Here is a 17539-nt window from a genome sequence, read left to right on the forward strand (position 1 = left end):
AGGTGCCGCGCCTCAAAGCTTCCAGCCGGAATGAAGGGCGGCGATGCCGCCCGAATAGTTGCGGAAGGTGACGCGGTCGAAGCCGGCGCGGGTGATCATTGCTGCGAAATTCTGCTGGTTGGGGAACTTGCGGATGGATTCGACGAGATAGGAATAGGGCTCGCCATCGCCGGTCACCGCCTTGCCGATTTTGGGAATGGCGTTGAACGACCAGGCCTCATAGGCCTTGTCGAGCAGCGGCATGTCGACCTCGGAGAACTCCAGGCACAGAAACCGTCCGCCCCGCTTCAGCACCCGATAGGCTTCGTTAAGAGCAACCTCGATGCGCGGCACGTTGCGTATACCGAACGCAACCGTATAGGCATCGAAGCTGTCGTCCTCGAACGGCAATTCCTCGGCATTGGCCTCGACGAAGTCGGTGTTTGCGGCAAGCCCCAGCTTCTCGGCGCGGTCGCGGCCGACGGCCAGCATCGAGCCGTTGATGTCGAGCACCGTGGCATGGGCCTGGCGCTGGCTGGCCTCCACGATGCGAAAGGCGATATCGCCGGTGCCGCCGGCGACATCGAGCACCTTCCAGCCCGCACGCTTCGGCGGATTGAGCCAGGCGACAGTCGCGTCCTTCCACAGCCGATGCAACCCGGCCGACATCAGATCGTTCATCAGGTCGTATCGATTGGCCACCTTATGGAAGACGTCGTTGACCAGGGGCTGCTTCTCGCCTTCCCCGACCTTCCTGAAACCATAGGAGGTTTCCATGCCGCCCGCGGCCGTGGTTCTCTCAACCGACATTATTTTGATCCGCCATAAAACCGGCGGGACCATAGCCGATCGATGGTGCCGACGCTATTGTCCAAGGCGCGGTTTTCGGCCGCGCCTTCAAAACCCGGCAGGGAAAGGCCACGCATGATTTTCCGGCCAGAATCTGCGCGAGAGCAGCATATCGGACGGGATGACCGCATGATTTTGAAGGCCGAACTGCACTGCCACATCGAAGGGGCGGCGGCGCCCGAGCTCGTCGTCGCCCAAGCCCGCAAATACGGCAAGGACCCTTCGCCCTACATCCAGGACGGCTCCTTCGTCTGGCAGGACTTCACCTCGTTTCTCGCGGCTTACGATTTCGCTTCCGACCTGTTTCGCACGGAGGAGGACTATGCCCGCCTCGCCGACTACTATCTGACCAGCCTCGCCCGCGACGGCGCCATCTATTCCGAGATTTTCACCTCGCCGGACCACGCCAAAAAGGCCGGCCTGTCACCAAAAGCCTACACGGATGCGCTGGGCGAAGGCATGACCCGCGCCAAGGCCAAGACTGGTATCGAGGGCCGCATGATCGTCACCGGCGTGCGCCATGTCGGGGTCGAGGCGATCGAGCAGGCGGCGCGCTTCGCGGCGCGCTGCGGCCACCCGCTGGTGACCGGTTTCGGCGTCGCCGGCGACGAGCGCATCGGCGATTTCGAGGACTATGTGCGCGCTGTCGAGATCGCGCGCGAGGCGGGCCTCGGCATCACCATCCATGCCGGCGAGCTGATGGGCTGGGAAAGTGTGGCGGCGGCTCTCGACCACATCCGCCCCTCCCGCATCGGCCACGGCGTTCGCGCCATCGAGAATCCGGACCTGGTCCGCCGCATCGCCGCCGAAGGCGTGGTGCTGGAATGCTGCCCGGGCTCCAACATCGCGCTGAAAGTATTCGACAGCTTCGCCGACCATCCCTTTCCGGCGCTGCGCGCAGCCGGCTGCAAGGTGACGCTCAACTCCGACGACCCGCCCTACTTCTGGACCTCGCTGAAGCGCGAATACGATATCGCCGCCGAGCATTTCGCCTTGAACGACAAGGCACTCGCCGGGATCACCAGAACGGCCATCGAAGCGGCCTTCGTGGACAAGAAGACCAAGGCGGTGCTGCTAAGCCGGTTGGACGCGAAGGTGCGGTGAGTGAGTAGGGGAGTAGTCGGTAGTCAGTAGTTATGCATTTGGCCGAGCGCGCATAGAGCGGTTGAAGGCAGGAGCTTCCCCGAGGCGAGGACTCGCAAATCGGCTCACTATTCACTACTCACTACTGACTACTATCCCGAACCAGTCGGAGCACATCATGCAGGGCGTCACCGTCGTCGACCATCCCCTCGTCCAGCACAAGCTGACCATCATGCGCAAGAAGGAGACCTCGACGGCCGGCTTCCGGCGGCTGCTGCGCGAGATTTCGCTGCTGCTCGGCTATGAGGTGACCCGCAATCTCGAACTGACCACGACCATGATCGAGACGCCGATCGAGGAGATGGAGGCACCGACGCTGGAAGGCAAGAAGCTGGTCTTCGCCTCGGTGCTGCGCGCCGGCAACGGCCTGCTCGAGGGCCTGCTCGACCTGGTGCCGGCCGCGCGCGTCGCCCATATCGGCCTCTACCGCGACCACGAGACGCTTGAAGCGGTCGAGTATTTCTTCAAGGCGCCGAGCGATCTTGCCGACCGCCTGGTGATCGTCGTCGATCCGATGCTGGCGACCGCGAATTCCGCGATCGCCGCGATCGACAAGCTGAAGGGGCGCGGCGCCACCAACATCCGCTTCCTCTGCCTGCTTGCCGCCCCCGAAGGCATCGAGCGCTTCACCAAGGCGCATCCGGACGTGCCGATCTTCACCGCCTCGATAGACCGGCAGTTGAACGACAAGGGTTACATCATGCCGGGCCTCGGCGACGCCGGCGACCGCATGTACGGCACAAAGTGAGCGCCGTTCTTAACTGGCCGTTTACGCAAGCTTGCGGTTTCCCACACGCGTTAAAGTCGCACACACCATATCGGCATAAGGATGCAGGCCTTCGGGAGCAATTCCAGCAAAAGTGTGAAGCGGTTTTCCTTTCGGGATTGCTCCAAACCAAAGGGATAGAGCGGTTCAACGTTTTCGTGAAACGGTGAAAACGCTTTAGGGGCATCCATGCTGCGCAAGCTTCTCATCCTCGGCATCTTTGCCGGAACTTCGGCTTCGATTCCGATCGTCTATCAGGCTAACCCGCATCTGGTGGACGGCCTCCTGAAATCGGCCGTCGCCCCGCAGCCGGCAGCCCCGGAGGCTCAGCCCCTGGTCAATCTCGCTTCGGTCCCGAACAAACCAGCCGCGCCGATGCCGCTCGGCCGCCAGGTGCTGGTCAATGCCGATGCGCGCGGCCACTTCACGTCGCAGTTCAAGCTCAATGGCCGCCAGATCGACGGCATGATCGACACCGGCGCGACGCTGGTCGCCATCAACACCTCGACGGCGCGACGGATCGGCGTCTCGCTCAATCCGTCCGACTTCAATCGACAGGTGAACACCGCCAACGGCGCGGTAAAGGCCGCCGTGGTGACTGTCGACCGCCTGCAGATCGGCAAGATCTCGGTCGATAACGTCCAGGCGATGGTGCTCGACGACAGGGCGCTGCAGACCAACCTGATCGGCATGAGCTTCCTGCAGCGGTTGCAGAAATACCAGGTCCAGGACGGCTCGCTGCTGCTCGTTCAGTAAATCCGACGTAAACAATTCCAGGAAAAGTGCGCAACGGTTTTCCGTCCGGAATTGCGTCAGCCACAAAGGATAGAGCAGTTCACCGTTTCCGCGAAACGATGAACTGCTCTAGCGCGGCAGTATCCGCCTGAGCACGGTCTTTTCGGCGGGCGGTTTGGAACCGCCGATCGTATAAGCAGCTCGCACGGCCGCCGTCGCCGCCTCGGCCTCCGCATTGGTACGGGCATGCACCAGCGCCAGCGCCTCGCCCGGGCGCAGCTCGGCGCCGACCGGCAACAGCCTGGTCAAACCGACGGCATGATCGATCTTGTCGTCCGGACGGGTACGGCCGCCACCGAGCGTGACGACGGCAAGCCCGATATCGCGTGTCGCGATGCCGGTCACGAATCCATCCTGTTCCGCTTTCACGGCCAGTTCGACGGGCGCAGTCGGCAAATATTTTTCCGCGTTCTCGATGAAATCGGCGGGACCGCCAAGCACGGACACCATTCGCGCGAAGACGGCCGCCGCACGGCCTCCGGCAAGCGCTTCGGTGGCGCGCCTGATGCCGTCCTGGTTGGACGAGACGAGCCCCGCCGACTGCAGCATCTCGGCCGCCAGCGCCAGCGTCACCTCCTCCAGCCGCCGGTCGCGATATCGCCCGGTGAGGAAATCGACGGCATTCTTCACCTCGACCGCGTTGCCGGCGGCCGAGGCCAGCGGCTCGTTCATGCCTGTCACCAGCGCTGAGGCGCTCAAGCCGGCGCCATTGGCGACCTCGACCAGGCTGTTCGCCAGGGCGACGGCATCGCGCGACTTCTCCATGAAGGCGCCGTTGCCGACCTTGACGTCGAGCACCAGCGAACCCAAGCCCGCGGCAAGCTTCTTCGACAGGATCGAGGCGGTGATCAGCGGCACCGATTCGACCGTTCCGGTGACGTCGCGGATCGCGTAGAGCCTGCGGTCGGCCGGCGCGAGATCGGCGGTCTGGCCGATGATGGCGCAACCGGTCTCGAGCACCGTCTTGCGGAAAAGCGCCACGTCCGGCTGGCTGGCATAGCCGGGGATGGCATCCATCTTGTCCAGCGTGCCGCCGGTGTGGCCGAGCCCGCGGCCCGAGATCATCGGCACACAGGCGCCGCAGGCCGCGACGATCGGCGCCAGCATCAGCGAGACATTGTCGCCGACGCCGCCCGTGGAATGCTTGTCAGTGACCGGGCCCGGCAGGTCGGACCAGTCGAGCATATCGCCGGAATCGCGCATCGCGATCGTCAGCGCCACCGCTTCCTCGCGGCTCATGCCGTTGAGGAACACGGCCATCGCGAAAGCGCCGACCTGGCCCTCGGAGATGGTGCCGGCCGTCAGCCCCGCGATGAAGGCCGCGATCTCGTCGGCCGAGAGCCTGTGGCCGTCGCGCTTGCGGCGGATGATCTCCTGCGGCAGCATCAGGCGGGCAAGCCGTCCTGGAAGACGCGCCGCAGGATCGTCGCCAGCCGCGCGCCGCCGACCGGCGCCATATCCTTGGTTTCCTGGTGCGAGAGTTCCGCTCCGGTCATGCCGGCCGCCAGGTTGGTGATGACCGAGCAGGCGGCGACCTTGAGCCCGAGGAAGCGGGCAAGGATGACCTCCGGCACGGTCGACATGCCGACGGCGTTGGCACCCATGACGCGGGCCATGCGGATCTCGGCCGGCGTCTCGAAGCATGGTCCGGAAAACCACATATAAACGCCTTGATGCAGCGCGGTTCCCGTTGCCTTCGCCGCCTTCTCGATCGCTTTGCGCAGCCCGGCATCATAGGCCTCCGTGAGGCCGACGAAGCGGCGGTCGCTCGGCTCGCCGATCAGCGGATTGGAGCCGGAGAAATTGATGTGGTCGGTGATCAGCATCACCGAACCCGGCCCCATTTCAGGATCGACCGAGCCGGCGGCATTGGTGAGGATCAAATGCGAGATGCCGATGCCGGCAAGCACCTCCAGCGCCGGCCGCATCGCCGCGGCATTGCCATGCTCGTAATAATGCGCGCGCCCCGACAGCATCAGCACCGGCGTGCCGGCGAAATGCCCGGCAACCACCTCGCCGGCATGGCCGGAAACACCGCTGCGCGGGAAGCCCGGCAGTTCGGCATAGGAGATGCGCCTGGCATCCTTGACCTGGTCGACCAGCCCGCCCAAGCCCGAGCCCAGCACGAGCGCCGCGGTCGGCGCCAGTCCGTCCAGCTTCTCGACCAGATGATCCAGCGCTTCCTTCATTTCAATCCGCTCTTCATTTCAAGATGTCGCCCCTGAAACCGTAGGGCAGCATGTCGCCCATGGTCACCGTCTCGGCCACGCCGGCGTTGTCGCAGAGATAGAGCTTCGTGTCCGACCGGCAGAATTCCGCCAGCCGCTGCCGGCAGCCGCCGCATGGCGAGCATTTGGCCATGCGTTCGGCGATCACCGCGATCTCCACGATCCTGCCGCCGCCGCCCATGATGTAATGGCCGAGCGCCGTCGTCTCGGCGCACCAGCCTTCCGGATAGGACGCCACCTCGATATTGGCGCCGGTAAAGACGCGCCCGTCCTCGGTGCGCAGCGCTGCCCCCACAGGGAACTTCGAATAGGGCGCATAGGCCTTGGCCATCGCCGTCTTCGCCGCCTCGAAAAGATCATGCGACATCCGGTTCTTCTCTCCCACGATCTTGTTCAAATACCGGTCGCCGCCGCACGAAAATTCGCCCGGCATTCTCCGACCTCAGCGTTCCTTCACATAAGGCACGCCGCCGGCGCGCGGCGGGATGGCTTTGCCGATGAAGCCGGCGAGCAGGATAACGGTCAGCACATAGGGCAGCGCCTGCATGAACTGCACCGGCACCTTGCCGATGATCGGCAGCGGCGAGCCCTGCAGGCGGATGGCCGCAGCATCGAGGAAACCGAACAACAGGCAGGCGAACATGGCGTTGACCGGCTTCCATTTGGCGAAGATGAGCGCAGCCAGCGCGATATAGCCCTTGCCCGCAGTCATGTCCTTCACGAAGCCGCCATTCTGCACCATGGAAAGATACGCGCCGGCGACGCCGGTGAGGATGCCGGTGCAGATCAGCGCACGGTAGCGCAGCCAGGCGACCGAGATGCCGGCGGTGTCGACCGCTGCCGGATTTTCGCCTACGGCGCGCATCCTGAGACCGAAGCGGGTGCGAAACAACACCCACCAGGTGAACGGCACCATGGCGAAGGCGAAATAGACCAGGATCGAATGGCCGGAGATCAGCTCGGCATAGATCGGGCCGATGATCGGCACGTCCTTGATCGCCTCGGCGCCGGGCCAGATGATCGCCTCGAAGCGTTCGGCCGGCTGCAGCGCCGGCGTGCGCCCGCCCTGCTGGAACCAGGCCTGGCCGAGGATGATGGTCGATCCGGCAGCGATGAAATTGATCGCCACGCCGGAGACGATCTGGTTGCCGCGATGCGTGATCGAGGCGAAGCCGTGCACCAGGGCGAAAGCGACCGAGATCAGCACCGCCGTGCCGAGGCCGATCAGCGCCGAATGGAACACGGCGGCGGCCGATGCGCCGGCAAAAGCGCCGACCAGCATCTTGCCTTCGAGCCCGATGTCGAAGATGCCGGCTCGTTCCGAATAAAGACCCGCCAGACAGGCGAGCAGCAGCGGCACCGAAAGGCGGATGGTCGAATCCAGCACCTGGATGATGGCGTTGAACATGTCCATCTCAGGCCCCCTTACCGTTCACTGCCTGCATGCCGACCGATTTCGGACTGACCGAGGCGAACAGCGCCTGGATGTAAGGCCTGAACATGTGTTCCAGCGCGCCGGCGAACAGGATGACCAGCCCCTGGATGATGACGATCATGTCGCGGCTGATCGCCGGCATCTCGAAGGCAAGCTCTGCGCCGCCCTGGTAGAGCATGCCGAACAGGATCGCCGCCAGGACGATGCCGACCGGATGCAGCCTGCCCATCAATGCAACCGCGATGCCGACATAGCCGGCGCCGGACACGAAATCGATCGCGACATTGTGCTGGTCGCCCATCACCGGGTTGAGCGCCATCATGCCGGCCAGCGCGCCCGAGATCATCATCGCGGTGATGATGATGCGGGTTTCCGAAATGCCGGCATAGCGCGCCGCCTTCGGGCTGTGGCCGTAGGTGCGCATCTCATAGCCGAGCCTGGTGCGCCAGATCAAAAGCCAGACCAGGAAGGCCATGACGAGCGCCAGCAGGAAGCAGATGTTGAGGGGTGCGGAACGGATCTTGGCGCCGAACAATTCGATAATCCAGTTGAGCTTCGGCAGTTCGGCGCCGGCGAGGAAATTGCGCGTCTGCGGCGCCTGCGAGCCGGCCGGCTTCAGCGGGCCGACCAGCAGATAGACCATCACCGAGGCGGCGATGAAATTGAACATGATGGTGGTGATGACGATGTGCGAGCCGCGCTTGGCCTGCAGATAGGCCGGGATCAGCCCCCACAGCGCGCCGAACGCCGCCGCGGCCACGATCGCGATCGGAAAGATCGCCCACCAGGGCAGCACGCTGTCGAGGCTCAGGCAAACGAGCGCGATGCCCAGGCCGCCTATATAGGCCTGGCCCTCGGTGCCGATGTTGAACAGGCTGCAATGCGCCGCCACCGCCACTGACAGCCCGGTGAAGATGAAGGTCGTGGCGTAGAAGAGCGTGAAGGCGATGCCTGTGCCCTTGCCGAAGGCGCCTTCGACCAGAATGACGGCGGCACGGAACGGATTTTCGCCGACCAGCATGACGACGAAGCCGGCAACGATGAAGGCAACCGCCAGGTTGATCAGCGGAATCAACCCATAATCGGCCCAGGCAGGCAGCTTGGCGTAAGGCGTGCTCATTCGGCGGCCTCCTGGTGCTCGACGCCGGCCATGAGCAGGCCGAGCTCGCCTTCGGTCGCGTCAGGGCCGCGCTCGCCGACGACACGGCCGGCGAACATCACCAGGATGCGGTCGGACAGCGAGCGGATCTCGTCGAGCTCGACCGATACCACCAGCACGGCCTTGCCCTGGTCGCGCATGGCGATCAGCCGCTTATGGATGAATTCGATGGCGCCGACGTCGACGCCGCGCGTCGGCTGGCCGACGATCAGCACGCCGGGATCCTGCTCCATCTCCCTGGCCAGCACGATCTTCTGCTGGTTGCCACCGGAGAAGTTCGCCGTCTTCAGCCGCGGATTGCCGGGGCGGATGTCGTATTTCTCGATCTTGTCCTTCGCGTCGGCCATGATGGCATCGACGTCGAGGAACGGCCCCTTGAGGTACCGCTCGTCGTCGTGGTAGCCGAGGATCGAATTCTCGTTCTCCTCGAAGGCGAGCACCAGCCCGACATGGTGGCGGTCCTCCGGGACGTGGGCAAGCCCCCGGTCGCGCAATTCGCCGGGATCGGCCTTGCCGGTGAGATCGATCGGCTTGCCGTCGAGCATAACCTCGCCGGAAACCGCATGCCTGATGCCGGAGATCGCTTCGAGCAGTTCGGACTGGCCGTTGCCGGCAACGCCGGCGATGCCAACGATCTCGCCGCCGCGCACGTCAAAAGAGACATTGTCGACCATGGTGACGCCGCGCGAATCCTTCACCGTCAGGTTCTTGACCGAGAGTTTTACGGCGCCGGCTTCCGACTGGCCTTTCTCGACCCTGAGAAGCACCCGCCGGCCGACCATCAGCTCGGCCAGTTCGCCGACAGTGGTTTCCTTGGTCACCCGGGTTGCCACCATCGTGCCCTGGCGCATCACCGAGACCGTGTCGGTGATGGCCATGATCTCGCGCAGCTTGTGCGTGATGAGCACGATGGTTTTTCCTTGATCCTTCAATTGCTTGAGGATGCGGAAGAGGTGGTCGGCCTCGGCCGGCGTCAACACGCCCGTCGGCTCGTCGAGGATCAGGATCTCAGCGCCGCGATAGAGCGCCTTGAGGATTTCGACACGCTGCTGCAGGCCGACCGGAAGCTCTTCGATGATGGCGTCGGGATCGACCTCGAGCCCGTATTCGCGCTCCAGCCGGTCGAGCTCCGAGCGCGCTTTGGCGATGCTGCTCTTCAGCAGCACATCGTTCTCGGCGCCGAGGATGACGTTCTCCAGCACCGTGAAATTGTCGACCAGCATGAAATGCTGGTGCACCATGCCGATGCCGAGCGCGATAGCGTCGTTGGATGTGTTGATCGACACCGGCTTGCCGCCGACGTAGATCTCGCCGCTGTCGGCCTGGTAGAAGCCGTAGAGGATCGACATCAGCGTCGATTTGCCGGCGCCGTTTTCGCCGACGATGCCGTGGATGGTGCCGCGCGCCACTTCCAGGTTGATATCGCGGTTGGCGCGCACTGCGCCAAAGCTCTTGTTGATGCCTATGAGCTCGATTGCGGCTTGCGCCATGCAGCCTGTTCCCACTGTTATTTTTTATCGCTTGGTCAAAAGGCCTAGCATGATGCCCCGCTTATGCCAATCGGCCGTTCACTCTCGACAAATCGCCGCGCCCTTGTCAATTTCGAACCTGAGCAAGTTCCGCAAAACTGTCCACGGTTTTGCGATCAGAACCTGCGAGAACCAACAGGGCCTAAGCAGATATTCGGGCATCCCACGAATATCTGCTTGGGTGGAGGCTTCACATTCGAAGGGTCGGTTTTGCATGGCCATGCCTGACGATCAGCTGACGGCGTTGGAAATCCGCGCCGCCGAGCAGGAAAACACCATCGAGGAACTGTCCGGGCAGATCGCCGAACAGTGGAAGGTGATCGAGCGCATGGAGCGCAAGCTCGCAGCCCTCGCCGACCGTTTCCTGGAATTGGAGGAGCAGACCGCCTCCGACGTGCCGGTGACCAAGCCGCCGCATTGGTGAGAAGCCATGGGGAAAGACGGCCATGTCCAGTGAAAGCGACAACGTCGCCAGGGCCGGCGATTATGTCTTTGGCCTGATGAACGACAGGGAACGCGCCCGCGCCGAGCGCGACCTCGAGATTGATCCCGCCTTTCGTGACACGGTGCTGCGGCTGGCCGAGCGCTTGCGCGCTTTCGATCCCGCGGCACCTGAAGGGCGCGACAATCGCTGGGAGCTGGTCACGCAGCGCCTTGCCGAATTGCCGCAGATGCAGGCACGGCTCGCCGGCATTGCCGCCGAGGCCGAACCGCCGCCGCCGATGATCCACCGGCTCGAGCGCAAGCCCTATCGCGTCGGCCTCCATCCGCGCGGCAGGCTTGGCTTTGTTATTGTGCTTGCCCTGCTGGCTGCCTTTGCGCTCGGCTATCTCGCCGGCACGCTATAGCTCATGCGACATGAGAAGCATCGGCGCGCCGTCCTGCTCGAAGGTCTCGACCGCCGTCCATCCAAGCGCCTCGTAGAAGCCGCGCGCCTGCCAGGTGTAGAGATAGAGCTTGCCGATACCGGCCGAGACAGCATGAGCCTCAACGGTTCTGACCAGCGCCGTGCCAACGCCGCTGCCGCGATATCCATCCTCGACGATCAGCCCGGCCAGCCATGGCGAGAAGTCGTGCGGCGAACTGATTTCGCTGCGGACGAGCAGGCAGCTCCCGATCGCCCGGCCACGGTCGCGCGCAACGAAGGCTGCCTCGGAGCCGTCGCCGGCGATCAACCCGCGCAACCCGGCCATGTCCTCGTCGAGTGTCCGGTCCGTGCCTTCGAAGAAAGCCGCGAGGCGAAGCCCCGCGATTGCTTCGACGTCGCCTTCAGCCATGGCCTCGATCGTCGGCCGCATCGTTCCCTCTCCAAAGCGAAACCGCCGGGCGTTGGCCCGGCGGTTCAAACCTTGCTTCAGCCGCAGATCAATACGGGCAGGCGTTGTCGGTGGTGTAGTCGTGCACCTGGACCTTGCCCGAGATGATGTCGGCCTTGGCCTTTTCGACGGCCGCCTTCATCTCATCGGTCACCAGCGCCTTGTTGTTGTCGTCCATGGCGTAGTCGACGCCGCCTTCCTTGAGGCCGAGATTTTCGACGCCGCCTTTGAAGGTGCCGTTCTTGCCGTCCATGAAGGCATTGTAGACGGCAACGTCGACGCGCTTCAGCATCGAGGTCAGCACCTTGCCGGGCTGCAGGCCGTTCTGGTTGGAATCGACGCCGATGCCGAGCTTGCCCGCATCCGCCGCCGCCTGGAGCACGCCGACGCCGGTGCCGCCGGCAGCCGCGTAAACCACGTCGGCGCCCTGGTCGATCTGCGTCTTTGCGATCTCGCCGCCCTTGGCCGGGTCGTTCCAGGCGGCCGGCGTGTCGCCGGTCATATTCTGGATGACGTCCGTCGCGCCGGCCGACTTGGCGCCGCCGACATAGCCGCATTCGAACTTGCGGATCAGCGGGATGTCCATGCCACCGACGAAGCCGACCTTCTTCGACTTCGACGCCATCGCCGCCAGGATGCCGACGAGGTAGGAGCCTTCATTCTCCTTGAACACCAGCGAGCGGACATTGGGCAGGTCGACGGCATCGTCGATGATGGCGAAGTTGAGATCGGTATATTCGGCCGCGACCTTCTTCAGCGCGTCCTCCCAGGCAAAGCCGGCCATGACGATCGGGTTGCGGCCGTCCTCGGCGAAGCGGCGCAGCGCCTGCTCGCGCTGCGAGGCGTTGGAGACCTCGAATTCGACATAGGCGATGCCGGTCTCGGCCTTGAACTTCTCCGCGCCATGATAGGCGGCCTCGTTGAAGGATTTGTCGAACTTGCCGCCCAGATCATAGAGGATGGCCGGCTGGACATCCGCGGCGAAAGCCGGAAGAACCATTGCGGTTGCGGCCAGAAGGCCGAGAACGATACGTTTCATGTGATCCACACCCTGTCGGTTATTTTTCCGTTATGCGCCGCCTGCCCGCCCGGTTCTCCGGCAGGCTTGCGGTGCCAGGCAGGAAGTGTTTTGCCCCTCCCGCTCGCGGTCAATCTGGCACGGCGCGAAACAAAATTCACGTGGAATTTTGACCTGTTGGAAAAGCGGTTACCGGCGATTTCGCCGTGGCCGTCCGTCCGCAACAGCGTCAAAACAAGAGCCTTCAGGGACTTGGGGCGAATTCCGCGCCGCGGCGCTTGCGCCGGTAGCCGATGGCGTAGAGCAGGAAGGCCAGCACCGCGAAAACAGCAAAACCTGGTTGTGCGAGCACCCATGCGACGGCGCCGTCCCAGACCAGCGGGCTTGCCTTGGTGCGCACGAAAGTCTCGAAGGCCGCACGGGTATCGGGCGAGACCGCGAGCCAGCTTGCATTGAGCGGCGTCATCACCAGCGAGGAGGCTGCGACCGAGCGTGTCGTATCGATCACCGCCATGATCACCGAGATCGACAGCGCAACCATGGCTGCCAGCCGAAAGATGAAACGCAACATCGACGCTCTCCCCGGGAACGCTCCCGTCTGCTCTGCAATCGACATAGAGCGTGCGTGGTTTCCGCGCAATCGCGGCCCGTGAAATTAGCGAGCCCGCGCCGGCTTGCGCCGGTTCACCCGCCAGATGGCGAAAATGCCGCCGGCGACCGCGCCGACGATCAGGCCGCCCAGGCCGACAAAAGCCGCGAAAAATCCGCAGGCGCCCTCGAAACAGCTCATATGCGTCAGGTCCGCTATCAGGGAACCGGCGAAGAAACCGGCGCAGGCGCCGATCGCGCCGCCAAGGATGATGCCGAGCAGCGCGGCAAGGATCGAGACGAAGACCGGCGGCCGCTCGGTCTCCGGATTGGCGTAGATCGTCTCGGCGCCGGCCCCGTTGCGCAGCAGGTAAATGCAAAGTAGGCCGATGGCGATCTCGGCGACGGTGAAGCCCAGCGCCTCGGCCGAGAAGACGAAGTCGGACACGAGCAACACATAGGCCTGGCGCACCAGGAGCCAGATGATGATGGCGATCTGCCAGATCGTGTAATGGCGCGGGAAGCGGGCCGACCGGTTGAAGGCAAGGCCAAGCAGGTACAGCCCCCACAGGATGGTGATGACGCCGCCGCTAAGGCCGCCATATACAAGGAAGAACACGCTGTCGGGCAGGCTGAAGTCGCCGATCAGCCGCCAGGAGGAGATCAGCCCGTAGGCCGACAACCCCATGACGATGACGAGCCACGCCACCGGGATGAGGGAAAGCCCGCCGTCCGGCCGCCCCGCGGGTTGCTGGTCGATCGATGCCATGTCGGGACGATGCCCCTCGCCCAGGCAATTCCGGGAAAGCCGCCTGGCGACTTCCGGCGGGAACTGCAAAACCGAACCGGCAATTCCAGGGAAAGCTCGCAACCGTCCACCGGGACTGCATGAAAACAAGATTGGCGCAGTCGACAGCCGGGCGGAGGCGAAGTCAAGCGTCGCCGGCGCGCCGCCATCGGCCTGTGCACATCATTCGAACGCATCGCCCTGACCCTGCCTTTGCGCCCATACACGGCAAAAGCCGCGGCAATGCCAATATGGCTTGGCATTCGCTTTAGGATCGACTAGATGAGCCCCGCGCCTGTTTGCCTAGACGGCTAGCGGTGCCGGGAAGGGTTGCCTGCCGGTTGAGGGCACACCAGATATCCGTTGAGGACTTCCCATGGGAGCATCTCCCCAACCCGCGCGGCAAAACCGGCCGACGCGAGATGCCAAGACGGAGAGGTGGCCGAGTGGTTGAAGGCGCACGCCTGGAAAGTGTGTTTACGGGAAACCGTAACGCGGGTTCGAATCCCGCTCTCTCCGCCAGCAGATTTCCTAATAAACGAATTATTTCAAGAACTTAGTTAACTCACAGGAACGCTTCAAGGTCGAAGCGTCCTTAATCTGTGTAACAAACTGTCAGGAATCCGCTTAGTCCGCCATGACGTCGCTCAACGTCGAGGTGGTCAGCGTCCTGTTTGGGCCGCTTCCTGCCTGTCCGTTTCGGGCGGTAGCACTCGGAAAGCGGACACACTCGTTGACTCGCGCGACAGCTAAAATGCCGTTTGCCGGACACGGCAAGGATGCCGAGGGCCTCTCGGATATCGATGTGATGAATCCTTTCGCGTTGGTGTCGACAGGATTCAATGATCTCGGCCGGCGGCGACAACGACAAGCATTGCGTTGCGCTCGGATACTGCTACTTTCCCCCGGGAACTTGGCTGGGTACAACCGTGAAAACATCAAAAATCACCGCAGTCGATTTCTCGACGATCTTGGAGGTAGGGCCACGGTGAGGGACTCCCGTCGCCAGTTATGTGGCCGAGCCGATGCGCCCGACGCCGCCCTCTAGACCGAGGACAGCCCCGAGACGAAGGCGCGGAAGCCGGTACCCAACCCGCGGATGAGAGTCTGATCAACCGTCGTCTCTGAACTCCACCCCCCAGCCCTGTGCAGCTTCAGCCGATCCGACTGCATGGCAAACCTGCCAAGCAGGCGAGCCTTCTTGCCTTCAACCTTGACAGGGAACATGAGAGACTAGTCGTTCAGCTTTCCGCTGCGGTGGCCCATCGTCATCTTGGAAGCGTACATTGTTGGTGAGCGCTTCCCCGGCATGTTGGCGTCAAGAACGAGCTGTTCGATGAAGCCTTGGTTCATCTCCAACTCCACGCATTCGTCGAGCTTATCGACGAGCCAAACCGCGTAGCCTTCAGGTTCCTTGGCGTCAAATTCCGAATCGTCCGCCGGAATCTTGGGCTCCGGAAACGCCGGGATGATCATTATCTTGGGCTTTGGCAAATCGTAAGTATGTCCCTCATAGGCATAACCGACAATTATCCCGCACGATGTTTTCTGTTCTGGAGATGATCCGAGCATGAAGGTACTGCCTACCGTTGAAAGGACCGCAGTGCCAAAATTCTTCAGGTCGATCTTGAAATGATAGGAGACTCTGATTGGTATTTTTGGAAATGGAATATTTCCATTTACTATATCTTGGCGGCCTTTGTTGGTGTCATATTTCTCCAACACTTCAAGTGCATTGACACGTTGCTCGTCGGTGATGGGTTCCCCAGGCGCGGTTTCGACATACATGCCGGTGTCCCCAAAGGGTGCTGGCGCACCGGGCACGCTGAGTCCAATTTCCGCCCCCAAGCCATAAAGCCTGACCTGTGTTGCGTTGTAAGCGCCTGATGGAAACGTTAGTGTCGGTCGGTGATAGTCGTCGCTCATTTTCCTCGCTCCTTTTTGCTGCATCCTTCAGTTCACAAGATCTCCCGCCAGCTGAAGTTCTCATCGAATTTTTCCGCAAGCGCGGGCGCCACTCGGTCGCTGACATCGACCAGCGTGGCAGCGGCATTCTCGAAGGTCAGGTGATCTGCATCGAGGCGCGGCCATGCCTGAGCAAGGGCGAGGGCCACTTCGTCCCTAGCTCTGATCAGCATGCTCTTGAACATGAAGGGCCGAGCGCGAAAGGCGCGGGACGTGAAATCCGAGATGCGCTGCATGTCGGACTGGTCGACATCCTTGATATCGATCCCCAGCAGCCGCTCGTCGGCCAACCCCTCGTGCACCAGTGCCGCGTGGCAGACGTCGACGATCGTGTCGAACACAGCCCCCGTGAACGGCCGTGACCTGTCATGGATTTCCGCCGTCACCTCCGACATGCGGCGTGCGTTGCTGGCGAGGCGGATCTGCCGATCGCCAGTCAGCTCGGCAATCCGGTTCAATTCATTGAGAACAAGCAGGTTGCCATCGCAGTGCCGCAGCAGCCGGTCCATGCCGCTGTCGAAATTCAGGAAGGACAAGAGCGAGACTAGATCCGAGCTGGCCTCGTGAAACGGTCCGAAATCGCCTTGGGTCAGGCCGCCGGCTGGTGTCCCGAACAGCGAAAACAAGATGGCGTGGCCGACCTCATGTGCGATCACATCGAAGTTGAGTGCATAGGGACAGTCGCGTCCGTCGATGGCGCGCTCGCGGCCGAGTTCCAGATAGCCATAGCCCGATTGCGCATTCTCCCAGTCGACGAAGGGGATGATTTCGAGCCGCTCGTACGTCTCGGCGAAGTACCAGACAATCGGTTTGCCGAGGTAGCTTTCCCAGATGTCCAGCACGCGGCTGACCGAGGCGAAAGCGTGCGCAGAAAGGAACTGCCGCGAGGTCAGGGAAAGCTGATCGAAATGGCCGTCAAAACCAGCCTCTGCAGGCGGAAAGATTTCGCCGACAAACGGTGGCAGATAAGGGTAGTCGTAAGGCTCCTTGTCGAGGAGCGGATCGCGAACGTAGATGCGGTGATCTTCCGGGCCGGAGCGGATCAGATCGGGTGGAGTAGAAATCCATACTGTTTCGGGTGTTCCGTAACCCGAAAGGTGAGGGACCTGCGGGTAGACTAGGAACCGCGTTCCCAGCAACAGATCTTGCGCAACGACACGATCGACCGCGTCCAATTGCCTGCTCCCCTCTCACGCTACCACGCTATCACGGCGCTTACGTTGCGTAAATCGTCGACCGCCAAGACGTTAGGGCCTATAGCGTCAGCCCCGCATCATCCATATCCTTGGAGAAGGCCGAGATTAGCCGCAATTCCGGCATGGGGTGTGCATTTTCAAATGCTTGCTCCCGCAAAAGTTCGAGTGCCCGCAGGGCATCTTGCTTTTTTTGCTGGACGAAAGCCGCGCCGAGCTCCTTGCACAATTTCTCGACGTCGTCCTTGCCGTCGTGCGCATCCCGGACCATCCGTGCCAGGGTGCGCTCGCGAAAGTTGACGGCCTGTGCCGCACCCTCGAGCCTCGCCTGCTGTTCGGGTGAAATCACGCCGCGCCGGCATGCGGCGCGAAGGGTCCGACGCAGGTCAATCAGCGCATGCGTCAATGGAGCGAAATTCACCTCGGCCGGTCCATGCAATACCGCTACTGCGTCGTCGGGTGCAAAGGCGAAGCGGCGATACCATCGGTAGATAAGCCCGACGCCTTGCATATGGGGGAACAGCTCGGCTGCTCGAAGGGCACCCATGCTGGCCGCGCCGACGACATGAATGCCGCGGCTGAGGGCCCACAGGATTTCCTTGTGCCGAACCGCGGGCTCCGCCTGAAAACCGCCGTCGATGACAAGAATCGCACTCGGGTCGAAATGCTGCACGGCCGAAACGATCGAGCCTTGCACGGCCGGGGGAAGGCATACCGCATCGACGACCTTCAACGCGTCGGCATGGGACAGGGTAGGGCCGGTGAAGACGAGTTTCGGGCGCATGGTCT

General features: G+C 62.8%; 19 protein-coding genes and 1 tRNA gene. 6 read left to right on the top strand and 14 right to left on the bottom strand.

Features of this window, described 5'->3' with window-relative positions; all coding sequences use genetic code 11:
- Nucleotides 1–12 precede the first annotated feature (12 nt).
- Nucleotides 13–789 carry a bifunctional demethylmenaquinone methyltransferase/2-methoxy-6-polyprenyl-1,4-benzoquinol methylase UbiE gene (gene ubiE, locus LB535_RS02990; protein WP_224631102.1) on the bottom strand — a complete coding sequence of 259 codons (777 nt, stop codon included), beginning with the start codon at nucleotides 787–789 and terminating at the stop codon, nucleotides 13–15.
- Nucleotides 790–957: 168 nt separating this feature from the next.
- Here ubiE and LB535_RS02995 point away from each other — a divergent pair, with 168 nt between their 5' ends.
- The 3 genes from LB535_RS02995 to LB535_RS03005 all read left to right on the top strand — a co-directional run bounded on the left by LB535_RS02995 (nucleotide 958) and on the right by LB535_RS03005 (nucleotide 3493).
- The gene (locus LB535_RS02995) at nucleotides 958–1932 is read left to right on the top strand and encodes an adenosine deaminase (protein WP_224631103.1); all 975 of its coding nucleotides are present in this window, start codon (nucleotides 958–960) and stop codon (nucleotides 1930–1932) included.
- Between the two features lie 157 nt (nucleotides 1933–2089).
- Entirely contained in the window at nucleotides 2090–2719 is a 630-nt protein-coding gene (gene upp / locus LB535_RS03000) for a uracil phosphoribosyltransferase (protein ID WP_027165262.1), read from the top strand.
- 207 nt (nucleotides 2720–2926) lie between these two features.
- On the top strand, nucleotides 2927–3493 hold the full coding sequence (locus LB535_RS03005; protein WP_224631104.1) for a TIGR02281 family clan AA aspartic protease: 567 nt from the start codon (nucleotides 2927–2929) through the stop codon (nucleotides 3491–3493).
- 108 nt (nucleotides 3494–3601) lie between these two features.
- Here LB535_RS03005 and deoA read toward each other — a convergent pair whose 3' ends face one another.
- From deoA to LB535_RS03035, 6 genes are all read right to left on the bottom strand, one after another.
- Nucleotides 3602–4918 (bottom strand): thymidine phosphorylase, encoded by a 1317-nt coding sequence (deoA, locus tag LB535_RS03010; protein ID WP_224631105.1) that lies wholly within the window; start codon nucleotides 4916–4918, stop codon nucleotides 3602–3604.
- Nucleotides 4918–5721, bottom strand: a complete 804-nt coding sequence (locus LB535_RS03015; protein ID WP_224631106.1) for a purine-nucleoside phosphorylase — start codon at nucleotides 5719–5721, stop codon at nucleotides 4918–4920. Before LB535_RS03015 ends, deoA begins: the two co-directional genes overlap by 1 nt.
- 13 nt (nucleotides 5722–5734) lie before the next feature.
- Nucleotides 5735–6127, bottom strand: a complete 393-nt coding sequence (cdd, locus tag LB535_RS03020; RefSeq protein WP_224631107.1) for a cytidine deaminase — start codon at nucleotides 6125–6127, stop codon at nucleotides 5735–5737.
- A gap of 75 nt (nucleotides 6128–6202) precedes the next feature.
- The gene (locus LB535_RS03025) at nucleotides 6203–7174 is read right to left on the bottom strand and encodes an ABC transporter permease (protein ID WP_095766261.1); all 972 of its coding nucleotides are present in this window, start codon (nucleotides 7172–7174) and stop codon (nucleotides 6203–6205) included.
- A 1-nt stretch (nucleotide 7175) separates the two neighbouring features.
- Nucleotides 7176–8315, bottom strand: coding sequence for an ABC transporter permease (locus LB535_RS03030; RefSeq protein ID WP_224603468.1), 1140 nt, complete (start codon nucleotides 8313–8315; stop codon nucleotides 7176–7178).
- Nucleotides 8312–9844, bottom strand: a complete 1533-nt coding sequence (locus LB535_RS03035; RefSeq protein WP_224631108.1) for an ABC transporter ATP-binding protein — start codon at nucleotides 9842–9844, stop codon at nucleotides 8312–8314. The genes LB535_RS03030 and LB535_RS03035 overlap by 4 nt, the downstream gene beginning before the upstream one ends.
- A gap of 253 nt (nucleotides 9845–10097) precedes the next feature.
- Between LB535_RS03035 and LB535_RS03040 the strand changes: the two genes are divergently transcribed.
- Both LB535_RS03040 and LB535_RS03045 read left to right on the top strand, forming a co-directional pair.
- A complete protein-coding gene (locus LB535_RS03040) occupies nucleotides 10098–10307 on the top strand; it encodes a SlyX family protein (protein ID WP_224631109.1) in 210 nt (69 codons plus the stop codon).
- Between the two features lie 22 nt (nucleotides 10308–10329).
- The gene (locus tag LB535_RS03045) at nucleotides 10330–10731 is read left to right on the top strand and encodes a hypothetical protein (RefSeq protein WP_095766258.1); all 402 of its coding nucleotides are present in this window, start codon (nucleotides 10330–10332) and stop codon (nucleotides 10729–10731) included.
- Here LB535_RS03045 and LB535_RS03050 read toward each other — a convergent pair.
- The 4 genes from LB535_RS03050 to LB535_RS03065 all read right to left on the bottom strand — a co-directional run bounded on the left by LB535_RS03050 (nucleotide 10726) and on the right by LB535_RS03065 (nucleotide 13574).
- The gene (locus LB535_RS03050; RefSeq protein WP_224631110.1) at nucleotides 10726–11181 is read right to left on the bottom strand and encodes a GNAT family N-acetyltransferase; all 456 of its coding nucleotides are present in this window, start codon (nucleotides 11179–11181) and stop codon (nucleotides 10726–10728) included. The genes LB535_RS03045 and LB535_RS03050 overlap by 6 nt on opposite strands.
- Before the next feature lie 67 nt (nucleotides 11182–11248).
- Nucleotides 11249–12238 carry a BMP family protein gene (locus LB535_RS03055; RefSeq protein ID WP_095766256.1) on the bottom strand — a complete coding sequence of 330 codons (990 nt, stop codon included), beginning with the start codon at nucleotides 12236–12238 and terminating at the stop codon, nucleotides 11249–11251.
- A 223-nt stretch (nucleotides 12239–12461) separates the two neighbouring features.
- A complete protein-coding gene (locus tag LB535_RS03060) occupies nucleotides 12462–12788 on the bottom strand; it encodes a hypothetical protein (RefSeq protein ID WP_095766255.1) in 327 nt (108 codons plus the stop codon).
- An 84-nt stretch (nucleotides 12789–12872) separates the two neighbouring features.
- Nucleotides 12873–13574, bottom strand: a complete 702-nt coding sequence (locus tag LB535_RS03065; protein ID WP_095766254.1) for a hypothetical protein — start codon at nucleotides 13572–13574, stop codon at nucleotides 12873–12875.
- Between the two features lie 450 nt (nucleotides 13575–14024).
- On the opposite strand from LB535_RS03065, the gene LB535_RS03070 reads away from it, so the two are divergent.
- A tRNA-Ser gene (locus LB535_RS03070) sits at nucleotides 14025–14114 on the top strand.
- Nucleotides 14115–14825: 711 nt separating this feature from the next.
- On the opposite strand, the gene LB535_RS03075 is transcribed toward LB535_RS03070, so the two are convergent.
- The 3 genes from LB535_RS03075 to LB535_RS03085 form a co-directional block, all read right to left on the bottom strand.
- Nucleotides 14826–15518: a hypothetical protein gene (locus tag LB535_RS03075; protein WP_224631111.1), complete on the bottom strand. Its 693-nt coding sequence runs from the start codon at nucleotides 15516–15518 to the stop codon at nucleotides 14826–14828.
- A gap of 32 nt (nucleotides 15519–15550) precedes the next feature.
- Entirely contained in the window at nucleotides 15551–16732 is a 1182-nt protein-coding gene (locus tag LB535_RS03080) for a hypothetical protein (RefSeq protein WP_224631112.1), read from the bottom strand.
- Nucleotides 16733–16811: 79 nt separating this feature from the next.
- The gene (locus LB535_RS03085) at nucleotides 16812–17534 is read right to left on the bottom strand and encodes a TfuA-like protein (RefSeq protein WP_224631113.1); all 723 of its coding nucleotides are present in this window, start codon (nucleotides 17532–17534) and stop codon (nucleotides 16812–16814) included.
- Between the last annotated feature and the right edge of the window lie 5 nt (nucleotides 17535–17539).

It is taken from the genome of Mesorhizobium sp. CA10 (assembly GCF_020165285.1).
In the GTDB taxonomy this organism is placed as follows: Bacteria; Pseudomonadota; Alphaproteobacteria; order Rhizobiales; family Rhizobiaceae; genus Mesorhizobium.